Origin of the sequence: Rhabdothermincola sp., assembly GCF_036846205.1 — a bacterium.
Taxonomy (GTDB): domain Bacteria; phylum Actinomycetota; class Acidimicrobiia; order Acidimicrobiales; family Acidimicrobilacustridaceae; genus Rhabdothermincola.
On sequence record NZ_DAIUCK010000035.1, the window covers coordinates 1 to 13,202 of the forward strand.

14 protein-coding genes are annotated in these 13,202 nt (G+C 71.2%); 8 read left to right on the top strand and 6 right to left on the bottom strand.

All coding sequences use genetic code 11. The features are described 5' to 3' along the window. Positions 1-897: amidase (locus V7004_RS06985; protein WP_334142990.1), on the top strand; the 897-nt coding region annotated here is incomplete at its 5' end. Between the two features lie 6 nt (positions 898-903). On the opposite strand, the gene V7004_RS06990 is transcribed toward V7004_RS06985, so the two are convergent. Beyond that, positions 904-1,821 carry a glucosyl-3-phosphoglycerate synthase gene (locus V7004_RS06990; protein ID WP_442968020.1) on the bottom strand — a complete coding sequence of 306 codons (918 nt, stop codon included), beginning with the start codon at positions 1,819-1,821 and terminating at the stop codon, positions 904-906. A 192-nt stretch (positions 1,822-2,013) separates the two neighbouring features. On the opposite strand from V7004_RS06990, the gene V7004_RS06995 reads away from it, so the two are divergent. Continuing rightward, positions 2,014-2,289 (top strand): MoaD/ThiS family protein, encoded by a 276-nt coding sequence (locus V7004_RS06995; protein ID WP_334142992.1) that lies wholly within the window; start codon positions 2,014-2,016, stop codon positions 2,287-2,289. Between the two features lie 259 nt (positions 2,290-2,548). Here the strand turns inward: V7004_RS06995 and V7004_RS07000 are convergent, their stop codons facing one another. Beyond that, positions 2,549-4,033, bottom strand: coding sequence for an NAD(P)/FAD-dependent oxidoreductase (locus V7004_RS07000; RefSeq protein ID WP_334142993.1), 1,485 nt, complete (start codon positions 4,031-4,033; stop codon positions 2,549-2,551). Positions 4,034-4,245: 212 nt separating this feature from the next. On the opposite strand from V7004_RS07000, the gene groL reads away from it, so the two are divergent. From groL to V7004_RS07015, 3 genes are all read left to right on the top strand, one after another. Further along, a complete protein-coding gene (gene groL / locus V7004_RS07005) occupies positions 4,246-5,868 on the top strand; it encodes a chaperonin GroEL (protein WP_334142994.1) in 1,623 nt (540 codons plus the stop codon). Positions 5,869-6,058: 190 nt separating this feature from the next. After that, the gene (gene fdhD / locus V7004_RS07010; RefSeq protein WP_334142995.1) at positions 6,059-6,871 is read left to right on the top strand and encodes a formate dehydrogenase accessory sulfurtransferase FdhD; all 813 of its coding nucleotides are present in this window, start codon (positions 6,059-6,061) and stop codon (positions 6,869-6,871) included. Continuing rightward, positions 6,861-9,062 (top strand): FdhF/YdeP family oxidoreductase, encoded by a 2,202-nt coding sequence (locus V7004_RS07015; protein ID WP_334142997.1) that lies wholly within the window; start codon positions 6,861-6,863, stop codon positions 9,060-9,062. The genes fdhD and V7004_RS07015 overlap by 11 nt, the downstream gene beginning before the upstream one ends. 60 nt (positions 9,063-9,122) lie before the next feature. On the opposite strand, the gene V7004_RS07020 is transcribed toward V7004_RS07015, so the two are convergent. Further along, on the bottom strand, positions 9,123-9,644 hold the full coding sequence (locus V7004_RS07020; RefSeq protein ID WP_334142999.1) for a hypothetical protein: 522 nt from the start codon (positions 9,642-9,644) through the stop codon (positions 9,123-9,125). A gap of 149 nt (positions 9,645-9,793) precedes the next feature. Between V7004_RS07020 and V7004_RS07025 the strand changes: the two genes are divergently transcribed. Both V7004_RS07025 and larE read left to right on the top strand, forming a co-directional pair. Next, positions 9,794-10,489 (top strand): chlorite dismutase family protein, encoded by a 696-nt coding sequence (locus tag V7004_RS07025; RefSeq protein ID WP_334143000.1) that lies wholly within the window; start codon positions 9,794-9,796, stop codon positions 10,487-10,489. Beyond that, positions 10,482-11,285, top strand: a complete 804-nt coding sequence (gene larE, locus V7004_RS07030) for an ATP-dependent sacrificial sulfur transferase LarE (protein WP_334143001.1) — start codon at positions 10,482-10,484, stop codon at positions 11,283-11,285. The genes V7004_RS07025 and larE overlap by 8 nt, the downstream gene beginning before the upstream one ends. Before the next feature lie 6 nt (positions 11,286-11,291). On the opposite strand, the gene V7004_RS07035 is transcribed toward larE, so the two are convergent. Further along, on the bottom strand, positions 11,292-12,029 hold the full coding sequence (locus tag V7004_RS07035) for a SecDF P1 head subdomain-containing protein (protein WP_334143002.1): 738 nt from the start codon (positions 12,027-12,029) through the stop codon (positions 11,292-11,294). 5 nt (positions 12,030-12,034) lie between these two features. Further along, a complete protein-coding gene (locus V7004_RS07040; protein WP_334143003.1) occupies positions 12,035-12,349 on the bottom strand; it encodes a hypothetical protein in 315 nt (104 codons plus the stop codon). Positions 12,350-12,407: 58 nt separating this feature from the next. Here V7004_RS07040 and V7004_RS07045 point away from each other — a divergent pair, with 58 nt between their 5' ends. Continuing rightward, positions 12,408-12,908, top strand: a complete 501-nt coding sequence (locus V7004_RS07045) for a hypothetical protein (protein ID WP_334143004.1) — start codon at positions 12,408-12,410, stop codon at positions 12,906-12,908. A gap of 42 nt (positions 12,909-12,950) precedes the next feature. On the opposite strand, the gene V7004_RS07050 is transcribed toward V7004_RS07045, so the two are convergent. Next, positions 12,951-13,136, bottom strand: coding sequence for a hypothetical protein (locus tag V7004_RS07050; RefSeq protein ID WP_208027636.1), 186 nt, complete (start codon positions 13,134-13,136; stop codon positions 12,951-12,953). Positions 13,137-13,202: the final 66 nt, after the last annotated feature.

Below are 13,202 nucleotides of genomic sequence, written 5' to 3' on the forward strand. Positions count from 1 at the left end.
CTGGTGGGGCTCAAACCGTCCCGGGGTCGGGTCTCGCTGGGGCCGGAGGCCGGGGAGTCATGGGGTGGGCTCGTGGCCCGGCTGGCGCTCACCCGATCGGTCAGAGACACCGCGGTGGTGCTGCAGGCGGTGCAGGGCCCGCGCCCGGGTGATCCCTACACGGCCCCGCCGCCCGCCCGCCCGTACCCCGAGGAGGTCGGTGCCGACCCGGGGGTGTTGCGTGTCGGGTTCACGGTCGTGACTCCCGACCCGTCGATCGCCACCCACCCCGACTGCGTGGCCGCGGTGGAGCGAACGGCCGCCACCCTCGAGCAGCTCGGGCACCGGGTCGAGGAGGGCCGCCCGGCCGCCTGGGCCGACGCCGGGTTGCAGGAGCAGGTCAGCGCGAACTTCATCAACGCCTTCGCGGTGTGGACCGCAGGCGATCTCGAGGTGCTCGGGCGCCTCGCCGGTTCGCCGTTCGACCCCGGCGGGGTCGAGCCGGGCACCTGGGCGGTGGCGGAGCTGGGACGGACCATCACCGGGGTCCAGTACCTGGAGGCGATCACGTTCCTCCACGCCTATGCCCGCCGGCTGAGCGAGTGGTGGCAGGACCATGACCTGCTGCTCACCCCGACCATCCCCGAACCGCCACCGACCCTCGGCCAGTTCGTCTCCACCGAGGAGAACCCGCTGAACGGCCTGGTCCGTTCGGCGGCGATCGTGCCCTTCTGCGCGCCGTTCAACATCAGCGGGCAGCCGGCCATGTCGCTGCCGGTGCACTGGAATGATGCCGGCCTGCCCATCGGCGTGCAGCTCGTGGCCCCGTACGGGCGTGAGGACCTGCTGCTGCGGGTCGCGGCCCAGCTCGAGCAGGCGATGCCCTGGTCCGGCCGGATCCCACCGGTGCACGCCTGAGTCCGTTTACGCGCTGGAGCGGGCCCGGCGGTAGGCCGGCACCTCGGTCATCGGTGGCCGCTCGACGTAGCGGACCTCGACCGGCTCGTACCCGGGCGCTTCGATGACTGCGGGACCCTGCCCGAGCCGGGGCTCGGCCCGCTGCAGCACCGCTTGCAGCACCGCGGCGGCCTGCGGCGCCAGCTCGCCGAGGGGGCGGTTGCGGTGGCGGCGCACCCCGAGGTCGACCTGCGCTATCCGCTCGGTGCCGAACCGCTCGGCGACGTCGATGAGCAGCCCGATGTCGACGCCGTAACCCTGTGCGAACGGGAGCTGCTCGAGCAGCTCGCGCCGCCCGGCGTACTCACCGGCCAGCGGCTGGACCACGCTCGTGAGCTTGGGGAAGAGCTGGGCGAGCAGCGGGCGGGCCACCAGCTCGGTCACCCGGCCTCCACCGCTGGGCTCACCGTCGAGGGGCCGCTCGTAGAAGCCCTTCACGAAATCCACGTCGTCCCGGGTGAGCAGCGGCCCGAGCAGGCCGACCACGAAGGCGGGGTCGAAGCCGGCGATGTCGGCATCGCACCAGACGACCAGGTCTCCGGAGGAGACGAACAGCGACTTCCACAGGGCCTCCCCCTTGCCGTGGCCCGTGCCGTAGGAAGGGAGGACCGCGGCGGCGTCGACGACCGTGGCCCCCGCGTCGCGGGCCTCAGCGGCCGTCGAGTCGGTCGAGTGGTCGTCGACCACGATCAGCTCGTCGACCAACGGGCAGGCCCGGACGAGTCCGGCGCGGATCCGCTCCACGATCGGGCCCACCCGGCCGGCTTCATTCCGGGCCGGCAGGCACACCGAGACCCGCTGGCCGCGCTTGGCCTCGACGAGCGTGCCGGGTGCGAACTCGTCGGCACGGAAGGTCCGGATCACGGGCACGAGCACGCCCGACATCGTTTCTGACCGTTCCGACGGTGGGCAAGGCGTGGCTTGGCCGAGTGGCGAGGCGCCCAGGTTTTCGCAGGATTCGCCCGACGGGTGGCGGGCCTGGCGGCGATGCGGTCTCCGGCCGGTAGCATCGTCGGTCCGTACACCGGTCCGCCGACCTCACGGCCACGAGAGGTCCGATCAGAGGGAAATTGCCAGATGAGTGTCACCGTCCGGGTGCCCCCCGTCTTCCGCACCATGACGGGAGGTCAAGCACAGGTCAGCGTCGAAGGCGGGACGGTCGGCGAGGTGCTGGCCGCGCTCGACGCTGCTCATCCCGGCTTCCGTGACAAGCTGCTCGACGACGGCGGGGCCTTGGTGCGGTACGTGAACCTTTTCGTCGACGACGATGACGTCCGGTTCCTCCAGGGCCTCGACACCCCGGTGCCCGACGGGGGCACGGTGTCGATCATGCAGGCCGTGGCTGGTGGCTGAACGTGCCCTCCCGGCGTGCCCGCGAGCGTTCAACGGGCTCGGCAGGGTCGTGGGTTGCTCGGCCGACGCGAACGCCGTTCTGATTCCGGGTAGGCCAGCGGCCTCATTTCCGGGGCCAGCCGGCTCATTTGCGTCAACAGCCGCTCGTCGGCCGACGAAGATCTAGCCGCAACCAACCTTCAGCGGCGGTTCCCCAGACGGCACGGCTGGCCGGTCGGCTTCCCGGCGGGGGAGGCGGACCGGCCACCGGCACCCCGTGTCAGTGCAGGCGGGCCAGCATCTCCCGTCGGGGTGGGCCGAGCTCCGGCTCGGGTGGGCGGTTCTCCCGGTCCTGGAACACCTCGAGGATCCGGCCGAAGACGTCGGGGTCGGTGAGCATGGCCTCGGGGGGGTCGAGCAGGTTGAAGGTGCGCACGAAGGCCCGGTACACGCGGGCGTCGGTGCGCACCGCTGGGAGCAGGCCGTCCCGCATCACCTCCCTGGCGAAGGCCGCGGGATCGCTGGGCGGTCCCCCCGACCCGTTCGCCGGGTCTCGCCCATCGCGGGCCTCGCGCTCGGCCGCGGCTGCCTCGCGGGCCAGGCGGTCCTGGTTCACGGCGGCGCGGTACCAGGGCAGCACCTCCCGTTCGCAGGCCGCCTCGTAGAGCCGTCCCCGGGCCCGCGGGTCGTCGCCGCCCGCGGCGATGGCATCGGCCAGCAGTGTGGCCTGCACGGTGGCGAGCGAGCAGCCCCGCCCGTAGAGGGGGTTGGTGCAGGTGTGGGCGTCACCCAGCGCGTGGAACCCGAGCACCAGGGGCTCGCCGCCGTCACCGGTGAAGCGCAGGTGACGGTTGAGCAGGCCTCCCATCACGTGCACGGGGGTCGTGGCCGCGGCCCGTTCGGCCTGGACCCAGGGCTCGGTGGCAGTGAGGTTGCGGGCCGCGAGGTCGAACAGGTCGGGATCGAGGAGGAGCTTGCGCAGCTCGTCGTCGTGGGTGCGCACCGCCAGGGTGACCGAGAACGTGCGGTTGTCGCCCTGAAACACCCCGTACTTCAGGTAGCCGAGGTCACCACCGATCGGGCCGGCGGCATCGGGGAAACCAGCCCCGTCCCGCAAGCGGTAGAAGCGCGAGAGGTAGACGATGCCGGTGTCCTCCTCGGTCTGGTCCAGTTCCACCCCGAGGCTGGAGAACCACCGGGGGATCGCGGACCGTCGACCAACGGCACCCACGACCAGGTCGGCCGTGAGGACGTCTCCGCGGTCGAGGACCACACCGGTGACCAGTGGCGGGCCCACCGGGCGGCCGGGCGGGGATGCCAGCCCGTCGACGCCGCGCCCGTGCATCAACGACACGCTCGGCGACTCGAGTACGACCTGTCGCAGCACCCACTCGAACGTGGTGCGTCGACAGGCGAGAGCGACGAGGTCGTCGTCGCCGGGCTGTGGTGAGCGGTCGTCGATGGTCTCGGGCAGCATCTCGCCGAAGCGGATCTCGGTGGCCCCCGCGTCGAGCAGGCGCTGCAGCACGTCCGGGTAGCGGTCGCGCAGGAGGTTGCGCAGCCGGGCGAGCAGGGCGTGTGAGTGCCGCACCTGCGGCGCGCCCCGGCGGTCCCAGTCGAACGCCGCGTCCGGGTCGGGCGGCAGCGGCGTGGCATCGCGCTCGATCACCGTCACCCGGTATCCCGCCCGCGACAGGGCCAGTGCGGCCGCCAGGCCGCCCACGCCGGCTCCCACCACGGCTACGTGCAGGCTCTCGTCCCCCATGGCCCTCCTGTACGGGTGTGGTCGGGCTGCCTCGAGGACTCCCGAGAACTTGACTGGGTGGTCAAGATTACCGGCCGTCGAAGGGAGGCCGGCCATTTCCTTCCCCGGGTTGCGAACCGCCGCGCCGTCTGGTTGGCTGGTTAGCAGTCTCATAGCGAGAGTGCTAACCACCGGCAAGAGCAACGCCTGTACCTACGGAGGGACAACCGCAGATGCCCAAGATCATCGAGTTCGACGAACAGGCTCGTCGGGCCCTCGAGCGAGGCATGAACCAGCTCGCGGACGCCGTACGGGTCACGCTCGGCCCCAAGGGTCGCAACGTGGTCCTCGAGAAGAAGTGGGGCGCGCCGACCATCACCAACGACGGCGTGTCGATCGCCAAGGAGATCGAGCTCGAGGACCCCTACGAGAAGATCGGTGCGGAGCTGGTCAAGGAGGTCGCCAAGAAGACCGACGACGTGGCCGGCGACGGCACCACCACCGCCACGGTGCTCGCCTGGTCGATGGTGCGTGAGGGCCTGCGCAACGTGGCGGCCGGCGCCAACCCGATGTCGCTCAAGCGGGGCATCGAGAAAGGTGTCGAGGCCGCGGTGGAGGCCATCAAGGGTCTGGCCCAGGACGTGGAGGACAAGAGCCAGATCGCGCAGGTGGCCGGCATCTCCGCTGCGGACCCGGAGATCGGCGACATGATCGCCGAGGCCATCGACAAGGTCGGCAAGGACGGCGTGATCACCGTCGAGGAGTCCAACACCTTCGGGATGGAGATGGACCTCGTCGAGGGCATGCGCTTCGACAAGGGCTACATCTCGCCCTACTTCGTCACTGACCCCGAGCGGATGGAGGCGGTCCTCGAGAACCCCTACATCCTCCTCGTGGGTTCCAAGATCTCGGCGGTGCGCGACCTGGTCCCGGTGCTCGAGAAGGTGATGCAGGCGGGCAAGCCGCTCGTGGTCATCGCTGAGGACGTCGAGGGGGAGGCGCTCGCCACCCTGGTGGTCAACAAGATCCGCGGCACCTTCAACTCGGTGGCCGTGAAGGCGCCGGGCTTCGGGGATCGCCGCAAGGCCATGCTCCAGGACATGGCCATCCTGACCGGGGGCCAGGTCATCACCGAAGAGGTGGGCCTCAAGCTCGAGAACACCACCCTCGACCTGCTCGGTCAGGCCCGAAAGGTGGTGGTCACCAAGGACGAGACCACCATCGTCGAGGGCGCCGGCTCCGAGGAGGACATCCAGGGCCGCATCAATCAGATCAAGGCTGAGATCGACAAGACCGACTCCGACTACGACCGGGAGAAGCTCCAGGAGCGTCTCGCCAAGCTGTCGGGCGGCGTGGCGGTGCTGAAGGTCGGCGCGGCCACCGAGGTCGAGCTCAAGGAGAAGAAGCACCGCATCGAGGATGCGGTCAGCACCACGAAGGCGGCCATCGAGGAGGGTGTCGTGGCCGGTGGTGGCGTCACCCTGTTGCGGGCCCAGAGCAAGGTGCTGGACCTCGCCAAGGACCTCTCGACCGATGAGGCCACGGGGGCCAAGATCGTCGCCCACTCCCTCGAGGAGCCGCTCAAGCAGATCGCGACCAACGCCGGCCTCGAGGGCGGCGTGGTGGTCGAGCGGGTGCGCAACCTCGATGCCCCGTCGGAGGGCCTCAACGCGGCCACCGGTGACTACGAGGACCTGGTGAAGGCCGGCATCATCGACGCCGCGAAGGTGACCCGCTCGGCGCTGCAGAACGCGGCGTCGATCGCGGCCCTCTTCCTCACCACCGAGGCGGTCATCGCCGACAAGCCGGAGGAGAAGGCCCCCGCCATGCCTGGTGGCGGCGACATGGACTTCTGATCCACCCGGGCTCCAGCCTGGAGTGGTGGGCGCCCTTGGGGGCGCCCTCCACTCCTTTTCCCGTTCTGTTCAGCTCGGCATCTTCCCGTTCTGTTCAGCTCAGCGCGGTCTGAGCCCGCGCCGAGCTGAACCGTTCGCCAGTCGGGGCTGGCATCGGGTCCCTCCGGCGGGGCGGGATAGCGTCAGAGCGATGAACGCCCGAGGCCGGACGGCGAAGGTGCTGACGAGCCGGTATGCCGGCTCCGGCACCGGCCTGCGGCGGGTGCCCGATGAGCTCATCGTCGAGGAGCCGCTCGAGATCCGCCTCGACGGGGTGCTCGTCACCACGACCATGCGCACCCCGGGCAACGACTTCGAACTGGCGGCGGGTTTCTGCTTCACCGAGGGCCTGCTCGCCGGCGCAACGGTGCAGGCTTGCCGCTACTGCGCGACGGCCTCCGCGGTCGAGACCGCGTTCAACGTGGTGAGCGTCGACACCGCAGGTCGCGCCCCCGTGCCCACCCCTCGGCTGGGGGCGACCACGTCGTCGTGTGGGCTGTGCGGCTCGACGAGCATCGACCAGCTGGCCGAGCGGCTGCGCCCCCTGGCGGAGCCGCAGGGGTTCACCCTCGATGTCCTGGCCTCGGTACCGGATCGGGTCCGGGTGGCCCAGCCCCTCTTCGAGGCCACCGGGGCGGTGCACGCGGCCGCCGCGTTCGACCGGACGGGGGAGGTGGTACACGTGAGAGAGGACGTGGGCCGGCACAACGCGGTCGACAAGGTCGTGGGCCGGCTGCTGCTCGACGGTGTGCTGCCGGCGAGCCGGTTCGGCCTCTACGTCAGCGGGCGGGCGTCGTTCGAGATCGTGCAGAAGGCGTGGGCCGCGGGCTTCCCGGCCGTGGTGGCGGTGAGCGCCCCCTCCTCGCTGGCCGTCGAGACCGCGCACCGGGCGAACCTGCTGCTCGCTGGCTTCGCCCGCGACGGCAGGCTCAACCTGTACTCGGGGGCGGACCGTGCGGCGTGACCTGTGGGTGGGGCTTTCGCCGAACGGTCTCGGCCAGCAGAAGCCGAACCACTACCTCGACATGCTCAGGACGGTCTGGGACAACCGGGCGCACCCCAAGTACGCCTTCGACGTGCTCACCAAAGGCGTGTGCGATGGCTGCGCGCTGGGCGTCGCGGGCCTGCACGACTGGACCATCGACGGCGTGCACCTGTGCACCACCCGCCTGCGCCTCCTGGAGGTCAACACCGCCGACCCGATCGATCCGCTGGTGCTGGCCGACGCGGCGGCCTTGCGGCAGCGCTCGGGGCAGGAGCTTCGCCGCCTCGGCCGGCTCGCCTACCCGATGCGCCGCAACGCCGGTGAGCGGGGCTTCCGCCGCATCAGCTGGGACGAGGCCCTCGACGCTCTCGCAGCGGGGATCCGCCGCGCTGGTGGGGAGCGGGTCGCCCTCTACCTGACCAGCAGGGGGCTCACGAACGAGACCTACTACGTCGCCGGCAAGGCCGCTCGGGCCATGGGCATCGCCAGTATCGACTCGGCTGCCCGAGTGTGCCACGCCCCCTCCACCCTCGGGCTCAAGCAGACCATCGGGGTGGCCGCCACCACCTGCTCGCTGCGCGACGTGATCGAGAGCGACCTGGTCGTCATCTGGGGAGCGAACCCGGCGAACAATCAGCCGGTGTTCATGAAGTACCTCTACCTGGCCCGCCAGCGAGGTACCCGGGTCGTGGTCGTCAACCCGTACCTCGAGCCGGGCCTGGAGCGGTACTGGGTGCCGTCCAACCTCGAGTCCGCCCTTTTCGGCACCAGGATGTGCGACCTCCACGTCCCGGTGCGCCCGGGTGGTGACGTGGCGTTCGCCAACGCGGTGTTGAAACGCCTGGTGGAGACCGGCGCGATCGATCGTCGGTTCATCGAGGCCCATACCGAAGGGTGGGACGAGCTGGTCGCGATGCTGGAGCGCCAACCGCTCGAGCGACTGCTCGACGGCGCGGGACTGACCGCGACCCAGCTGGACGCGTTCGTGGGCGAGTACACCCGGGCCCGCTCGGCCATCCTGCTGTGGTCCATGGGTATCACCCAGCACCGGGATGCGGTTGCCGGTGTGCAGGCGATCGTGAACGTCGCCCTGGCCCGCGGCAACGTCGGCCGCGACGGGGCAGGTCTCATGCCGATCCGTGGCCATTCGGGTGTGCAGGGGGGCGCGGAGATGGGGGCGTACGCGACGGCCCTGCCCGGGGGCGTGGAGGTGAACGAGGTCAACGCCGCTGCGCTGGCCGAGCAGTGGGGCTTCGCGGTCCCGAGTCGGCCGGGTCGGACTGCGCCCGAGATGGTGGAGGCGGCTGAGCGGGGCGAGCTCGACGTGCTGTGGATGTCCGGAGGCAACTTCCTCGACGTGCTCCCCGATCCCCACAGGGTGGAAGCTGCGCTGTCCGCGGTCCCCCTGCGGGTCCACCAGGACATCGTGGTCAGCTCGCAGATGTTCGTCCCGGGGGACGACGTGATCCTGCTGCCGGTGTGCACCCGCTACGAGCAGGAGGGCGGCGGCACCGAGACGACGACCGAGCGTCGCATCGTGTACTCCCCGGAGATCCCGCGGCGGGTGGGCGAGGCCCGCAGCGAGTGGCGGCTGTTCGCCGACGTGGCCATCCGGGTGCGACCCGATCTGGCGCACGCCTTCCGTTGGCCGACCAACCAGGCGCTGCGGGCCGAGATCGCCTCGGTCGTGCCCGCCTACGCGGGCATCGAACGGTTGTCCCGGACGGGGGACCAGGTCCAGTGGGGCGGTCGGCACCTGTGCGCAGGCGGGGTGTTCCCCACGCCGAGCGGGCGGGGCCGGTTCACGCCGCTCGAGCCCGCCGTGGTCGACCTGCCCGAGGGCGCGTTCGTGGTGTCGACCCGGCGAGGTCGGCAGTTCAACTCCATGGTGTTCAGCGAGGTCGACCCGCTCACCGGCGCCGGTCGGGACGCCGTGTACATCGACGCCGCCGACGCCGCCGTCCTAGGCCTGCGGGAGGGTGACCGGGTCGTGCTCACGAGCGACGTGGGGGAGATGCCCGGCACGCTCGTGTTCGCCCGGCTGCCCACCCGGACCCTGCAGGTGCACTGGCCGGAGGGCAACGTGCTCATCCCCGGTTCAGCCTCCCACCGGGAGCCGGCGTCGAAGGTGCCCGACTACAACGCCGTGGTCACCGTCCGGCGGGCCTGAGGGACGAGGCACCCGCCGAGGTGGATCGGACCGCGGGCGGGTCCGGACTCCGGGCGGTCGTCAGCCCGCGAAAGTGGGGGTGGCCGTGCGAGCCGCCGCAGGGGGTGCGGTCGAGGCCGAGGTCCCCGCCGGTCGCGTCGTCGTGACGCCTATCGGCGGTTCCACGGCGCAGTCCCCGTCGAGCTCGAGGGAGTCGCTGCCGCGCCCCGTGAATGGGCCCGCCGGGTAGAAGATCTCGAATTCGACCTTGACCGCCGGCGTGGTCCCCGGTACCGAGAAGACCGCTACGGTGGCCTCACCGTACCCCTCCGGCACGGGGTTTGGGTCGAAGGTCAGTTCACCCGAAATGGTGGGCCCGGAGCCCTCACCGGTCGCCTCGAAGATGCCCGACTCGAAGGTGCCCGAGAGGTAACCCTCCGTCGAGTAGTTCTTGATCGTCAGCGTGACGACCCAGGTGCCCGTGGCGGTATCGCACCGGTACGTCAGGGAGGACCGGAACGCGAGGCCCGCGTCGGCGGCGCCGATCGGCACCGCCAGCAGTGCAGCGACGACCACCGTGGCGAGGACGGCCTTCCTGAGCACTTCCGATCGACCTCCCGTGCAGATGTGGCCCGCCCGTCCGCGTCGCTCCGGGCTCGCCCGGTGACGGGGACCAGGTCGGCCCGACAGCGTAGTCGCCGAGTGTGGGTCGGGTGGCGCTTCCGCACCGGCCGCTTCCTAGACTGCGGATCGTGACCGATCCCCTCCGCCCCACCGTGGGAGTGGGCGTTCTCCACCTGTTCTGCCGGCTGACGCCCCTCGCGGACGCCGAGGCCATCCTGGCGGCGGCGAAGGGCGCCGAGGCAGACGGGGCACAGGTCGTGACCGTGGCCATCCTCGGCCACAAGGCCGACCTGGCCTTCATGGCCCTCGGTTCCGATCTCTGGCGGCTGCGGAGGCTGCAGGCCGACCTGCAGGCCGCAGGGCTCGAGGTGAGCGATTCGTACGTGTCACTCACCGAGCTCTCCGAGTACGCGCAAGGCGTCCCCGAGGAGATGCGCCAGGCTCGCCTCTACCCGAAGCTGCCACCGGAGGGGAAACCCGCCTGGTGTTTCTACCCCATGTCGAAGCGCCGGCTCCCGGAGCAGAACTGGTTCACCCTGCCCTACGACGACCGCAAGGAGCTCATGTACGAGCACGGTGCGTCCGGCCGCACCTTCGCGGGGCGGGTGCTGCAGGTGGTGACCGGCTCCACGGGCCTTGATGACTACGAGTGGGGGGTCACCCTCTTCGCCGTGCATCCCGACGATCTCAAAGATGTCGTCTACACGATGCGCTTCGACCGGGCGTCGGCCATCTACGCGGAGTTCGGTCCCTTCTACACCGGGATGGTCGCCACGGTGGAAGAGGTTCTCGACCGGATCGGCTTGTACCGGGGCGATGCCTGAGCTCGAACAGCTGCGGTGCCGCCTCGCCGAGCTCGATCGGGTGGTGGTGGCGTTCAGCGGAGGTGCCGACTCGGCGTTCCTGGCCTGGGTCGCACACGACACCCTCGGGCCCGACCGGGCTCTCGCCGCCACCGCGGTCTCGCCGTCACTGGCCGCCTTCGAGCGCGAGGACTGTGCCGCGCTCGCCAGCGAGTGGGGCCTGCGCTGGGTCGAGGTGCACACCTCCGAGCTCGATGATCCGGCGTACCGGCGCAACGACGCGGACCGGTGCTCCCATTGCAAGGATGCGCTCCTGGACGCGCTCCTGCCGCTCGCCCAGCGTGACGGGGCCGCGGTCGTGCTGGGGGTCAACCTCGACGACCTGGGCGACCATCGCCCAGGGCAGCTCGCCGCGGCACGGCGCGGGGCGCGCTTTCCGCTGGTCGAGGCCGGCTTCGACAAGGCGGCCGTCCGGGAGACCTCGCGCCGTCTCGGCCTGCGGACCTGGGACAAGCCGGCGGCGGCCTGCCTGGCGTCTCGGCTCCCGTACGGCACCCCCGTCACGGTCGGCGTGCTCGGCCAGGTGGAGCGCGCCGAGGCGGCGCTCCGGGCCCTCGGGTTCCGTGCCCTGCGGGTGCGGCACTACGACGACCTGGCTCGCATCGAGGTGCCGGTCGAAGACCTGGGACGGGTCATCGCCGCCCGCGCTGACGTGGTGGAGGCGGTTCGTGCCGCGGGCTACCGGTACGTGACCCTCGACCTGGAGGGCCTGCGATCGGGGAACCTCAACCAGGCGTTGGGTGTACGGGCCGGGTGAGCCAGCTCAGCGTGCCGGGACCAGCCTGACCGGCAGCGGCCCGGTCGACAGCACGGCGGCGAGCCCCTTGGCCTCGAACTCGTCGAACGAGCCCGTGATGACGACGCGCCTGAGGGACGGATCGATCTGGCCGACCGACACCACCCGGTCGTCGATCACGATGGCCATCTTCCCGGTGGGGCAGATCGCCTGGCGCTCGATGCACGCACCGACCGCGTCGAGCAGCGGGCTGAGGTCGACGTTGAACCGGGGGACCACCACCCACCCACCGGCCTCGGCCGCTGCCGTCGCGCTCGCGATCCCGTTCTCGAGCACCGGCGGGCCGAGCACGAGCGGCGAACCGTCGGGACCCACGGTGGGTATGCCCGTGATCGGGGTGGCCCCGCCTGTCGAGCTCTCGGCCAGCACCGGCCGGAACGCCAGCTCGCCGACCGCGGTGACGGTGTCGACCAGGCGCCGCGCGGTGGGGGTGGAGCCTTCCGGTAGCTGGATCACGAGGGTCTGGCCATCCACGGACACGTCCGCGCCGTTCATCCCGGACCGCCGGAGGCGATCGGCGACCGTGGCCGCGATCGGTGCCAGGGGAGGCGCGCCCACCTGATCCCCGTCGACCCGGAAACGGATCACCCGTTCCTCGGCGGTGAGGGTGGTGACGGTGCCGGCCTGCTCACCGGGGTGGTCGCTCGTGCCCCCGCAGGCGACGGCCCCCGTCATGACGAGCACCGCGAGGAGGGTCAACCGCACGCGTCTCACGATCCCTCCGCAGTCGGCGGGAGGTCGACGACCCGAGTCCAGGTCGGGAAGCTGATGTGGGCGGCTCCGAGTCGCTCGACGATCCGGTTCCGGGCCCGGAGCTCCTCGAGGCACGGCCGGGCTCGCTCGACGCTACCGACCATGGCGATGTAGTCGGCGACGGTCAACAGCAGCGGTCCCGCGGTCGCATCCGCGTCACCCACGCGCAGCACCGCGTCGACCTCGAGCGTGGGCCGGCACGGGTTCGTCGGATCGATGCACCAGCAGTGGTACACCACACCCTCGAAGACCGAGCACGCCCGGATCCGCATCGGGTCAGTCTGCCCCACCGGTGGTGCTGCCGGGGTCAGGCGGCGAGGATGGTCGGTGATGGACACCGGCCCTGACGCCGAGGCGAGGTTGGGCCAGCTCGCCCGGGAGCTGGCGGACGGCATCGACCGAGCCATCGCCCCCTGGGTGGAGCGCAGTGTGCAGCGGGTGCTCGAGGCGTGGACCGCCCAGGCCGGGCGGGGCCAGGCACCCGACCCGGTCGTGTTGGCGACCGCGGCCGAAGCTGGCCGGCGGGCGCGTCGTGAGATCAGCCCCCAGATACGGGACCTCCTGCTCACCGACGTCGACCACCAACGGACGACCCCCCTGGCCATCCTGCGCACCGCCGTGCGGTACCCGACGGACGTGCTGCGTGCCGCGGGAGTCCCCCCGGTCGCTCGTGACCCGGTGGCCCGCCGGCAGTTCCCCGACGACGACTACGACCTGGTGCCCGGTTCCTTCGGGGATCTCGACCCGTCATTGCACGACCTGGGCATCGCCTGGGGCGCGGCCAAGGCCTTCGTGTTCACGCAGCGGCGCCGTCGCGGCGAGTCAGCGTGACCAGGGGTGCGGAGCGTCGTCTGGGGACGCGACGCGGGGGTCTCAGTCGTCGTCCGGCTCGGTGATCTGCCAGCCGGTGTCGCTCACGGCACGAGGTTCGAAGAACACGCAGTCCTGTGGGCAGGCGAAAGGCATGTCTTCGTTGACCCCCAGGCGGCAGCGTTGGAAGACGTCGCCCGTCGGTGTGCTCCGGCTGGAGTAGTGGCGGCAGTCCTCACGCACCCCCATGAGCGCAGTCTTGCAGATGGCCCAGCCGCTGGCGGCTCCGACCCGTATGGCGCGAGCGATCGCCGA

Excerpts from the sequence above, each read along its gene's own strand:
- V7004_RS06990 (WP_442968020.1), bottom strand. The coding sequence starts at position 1,821 with ATGTCGGGCGTGCTCGTGCCCGTGATCCGGACCTTCCGTGCCGACGAG.
- V7004_RS06995 (WP_334142992.1), top strand. The coding sequence starts at position 2,014 with ATGAGTGTCACCGTCCGGGTGCCCCCCGTCTTCCGCACCATGACGGGA.
- V7004_RS07000 (WP_334142993.1), bottom strand. The coding sequence starts at position 4,033 with ATGGGGGACGAGAGCCTGCACGTAGCCGTGGTGGGAGCCGGCGTGGGC.
- groL (WP_334142994.1), top strand. The coding sequence starts at position 4,246 with ATGCCCAAGATCATCGAGTTCGACGAACAGGCTCGTCGGGCCCTCGAG.
- fdhD (WP_334142995.1), top strand. The coding sequence starts at position 6,059 with ATGAACGCCCGAGGCCGGACGGCGAAGGTGCTGACGAGCCGGTATGCC.
- larE (WP_334143001.1), top strand. The coding sequence starts at position 10,482 with ATGCCTGAGCTCGAACAGCTGCGGTGCCGCCTCGCCGAGCTCGATCGG.
- V7004_RS07040 (WP_334143003.1), bottom strand. The coding sequence starts at position 12,349 with ATGCGGATCCGGGCGTGCTCGGTCTTCGAGGGTGTGGTGTACCACTGC.
- V7004_RS07045 (WP_334143004.1), top strand. The coding sequence starts at position 12,408 with ATGGACACCGGCCCTGACGCCGAGGCGAGGTTGGGCCAGCTCGCCCGG.
- V7004_RS07050 (WP_208027636.1), bottom strand. The coding sequence starts at position 13,136 with ATGGGGGTGCGTGAGGACTGCCGCCACTACTCCAGCCGGAGCACACCG.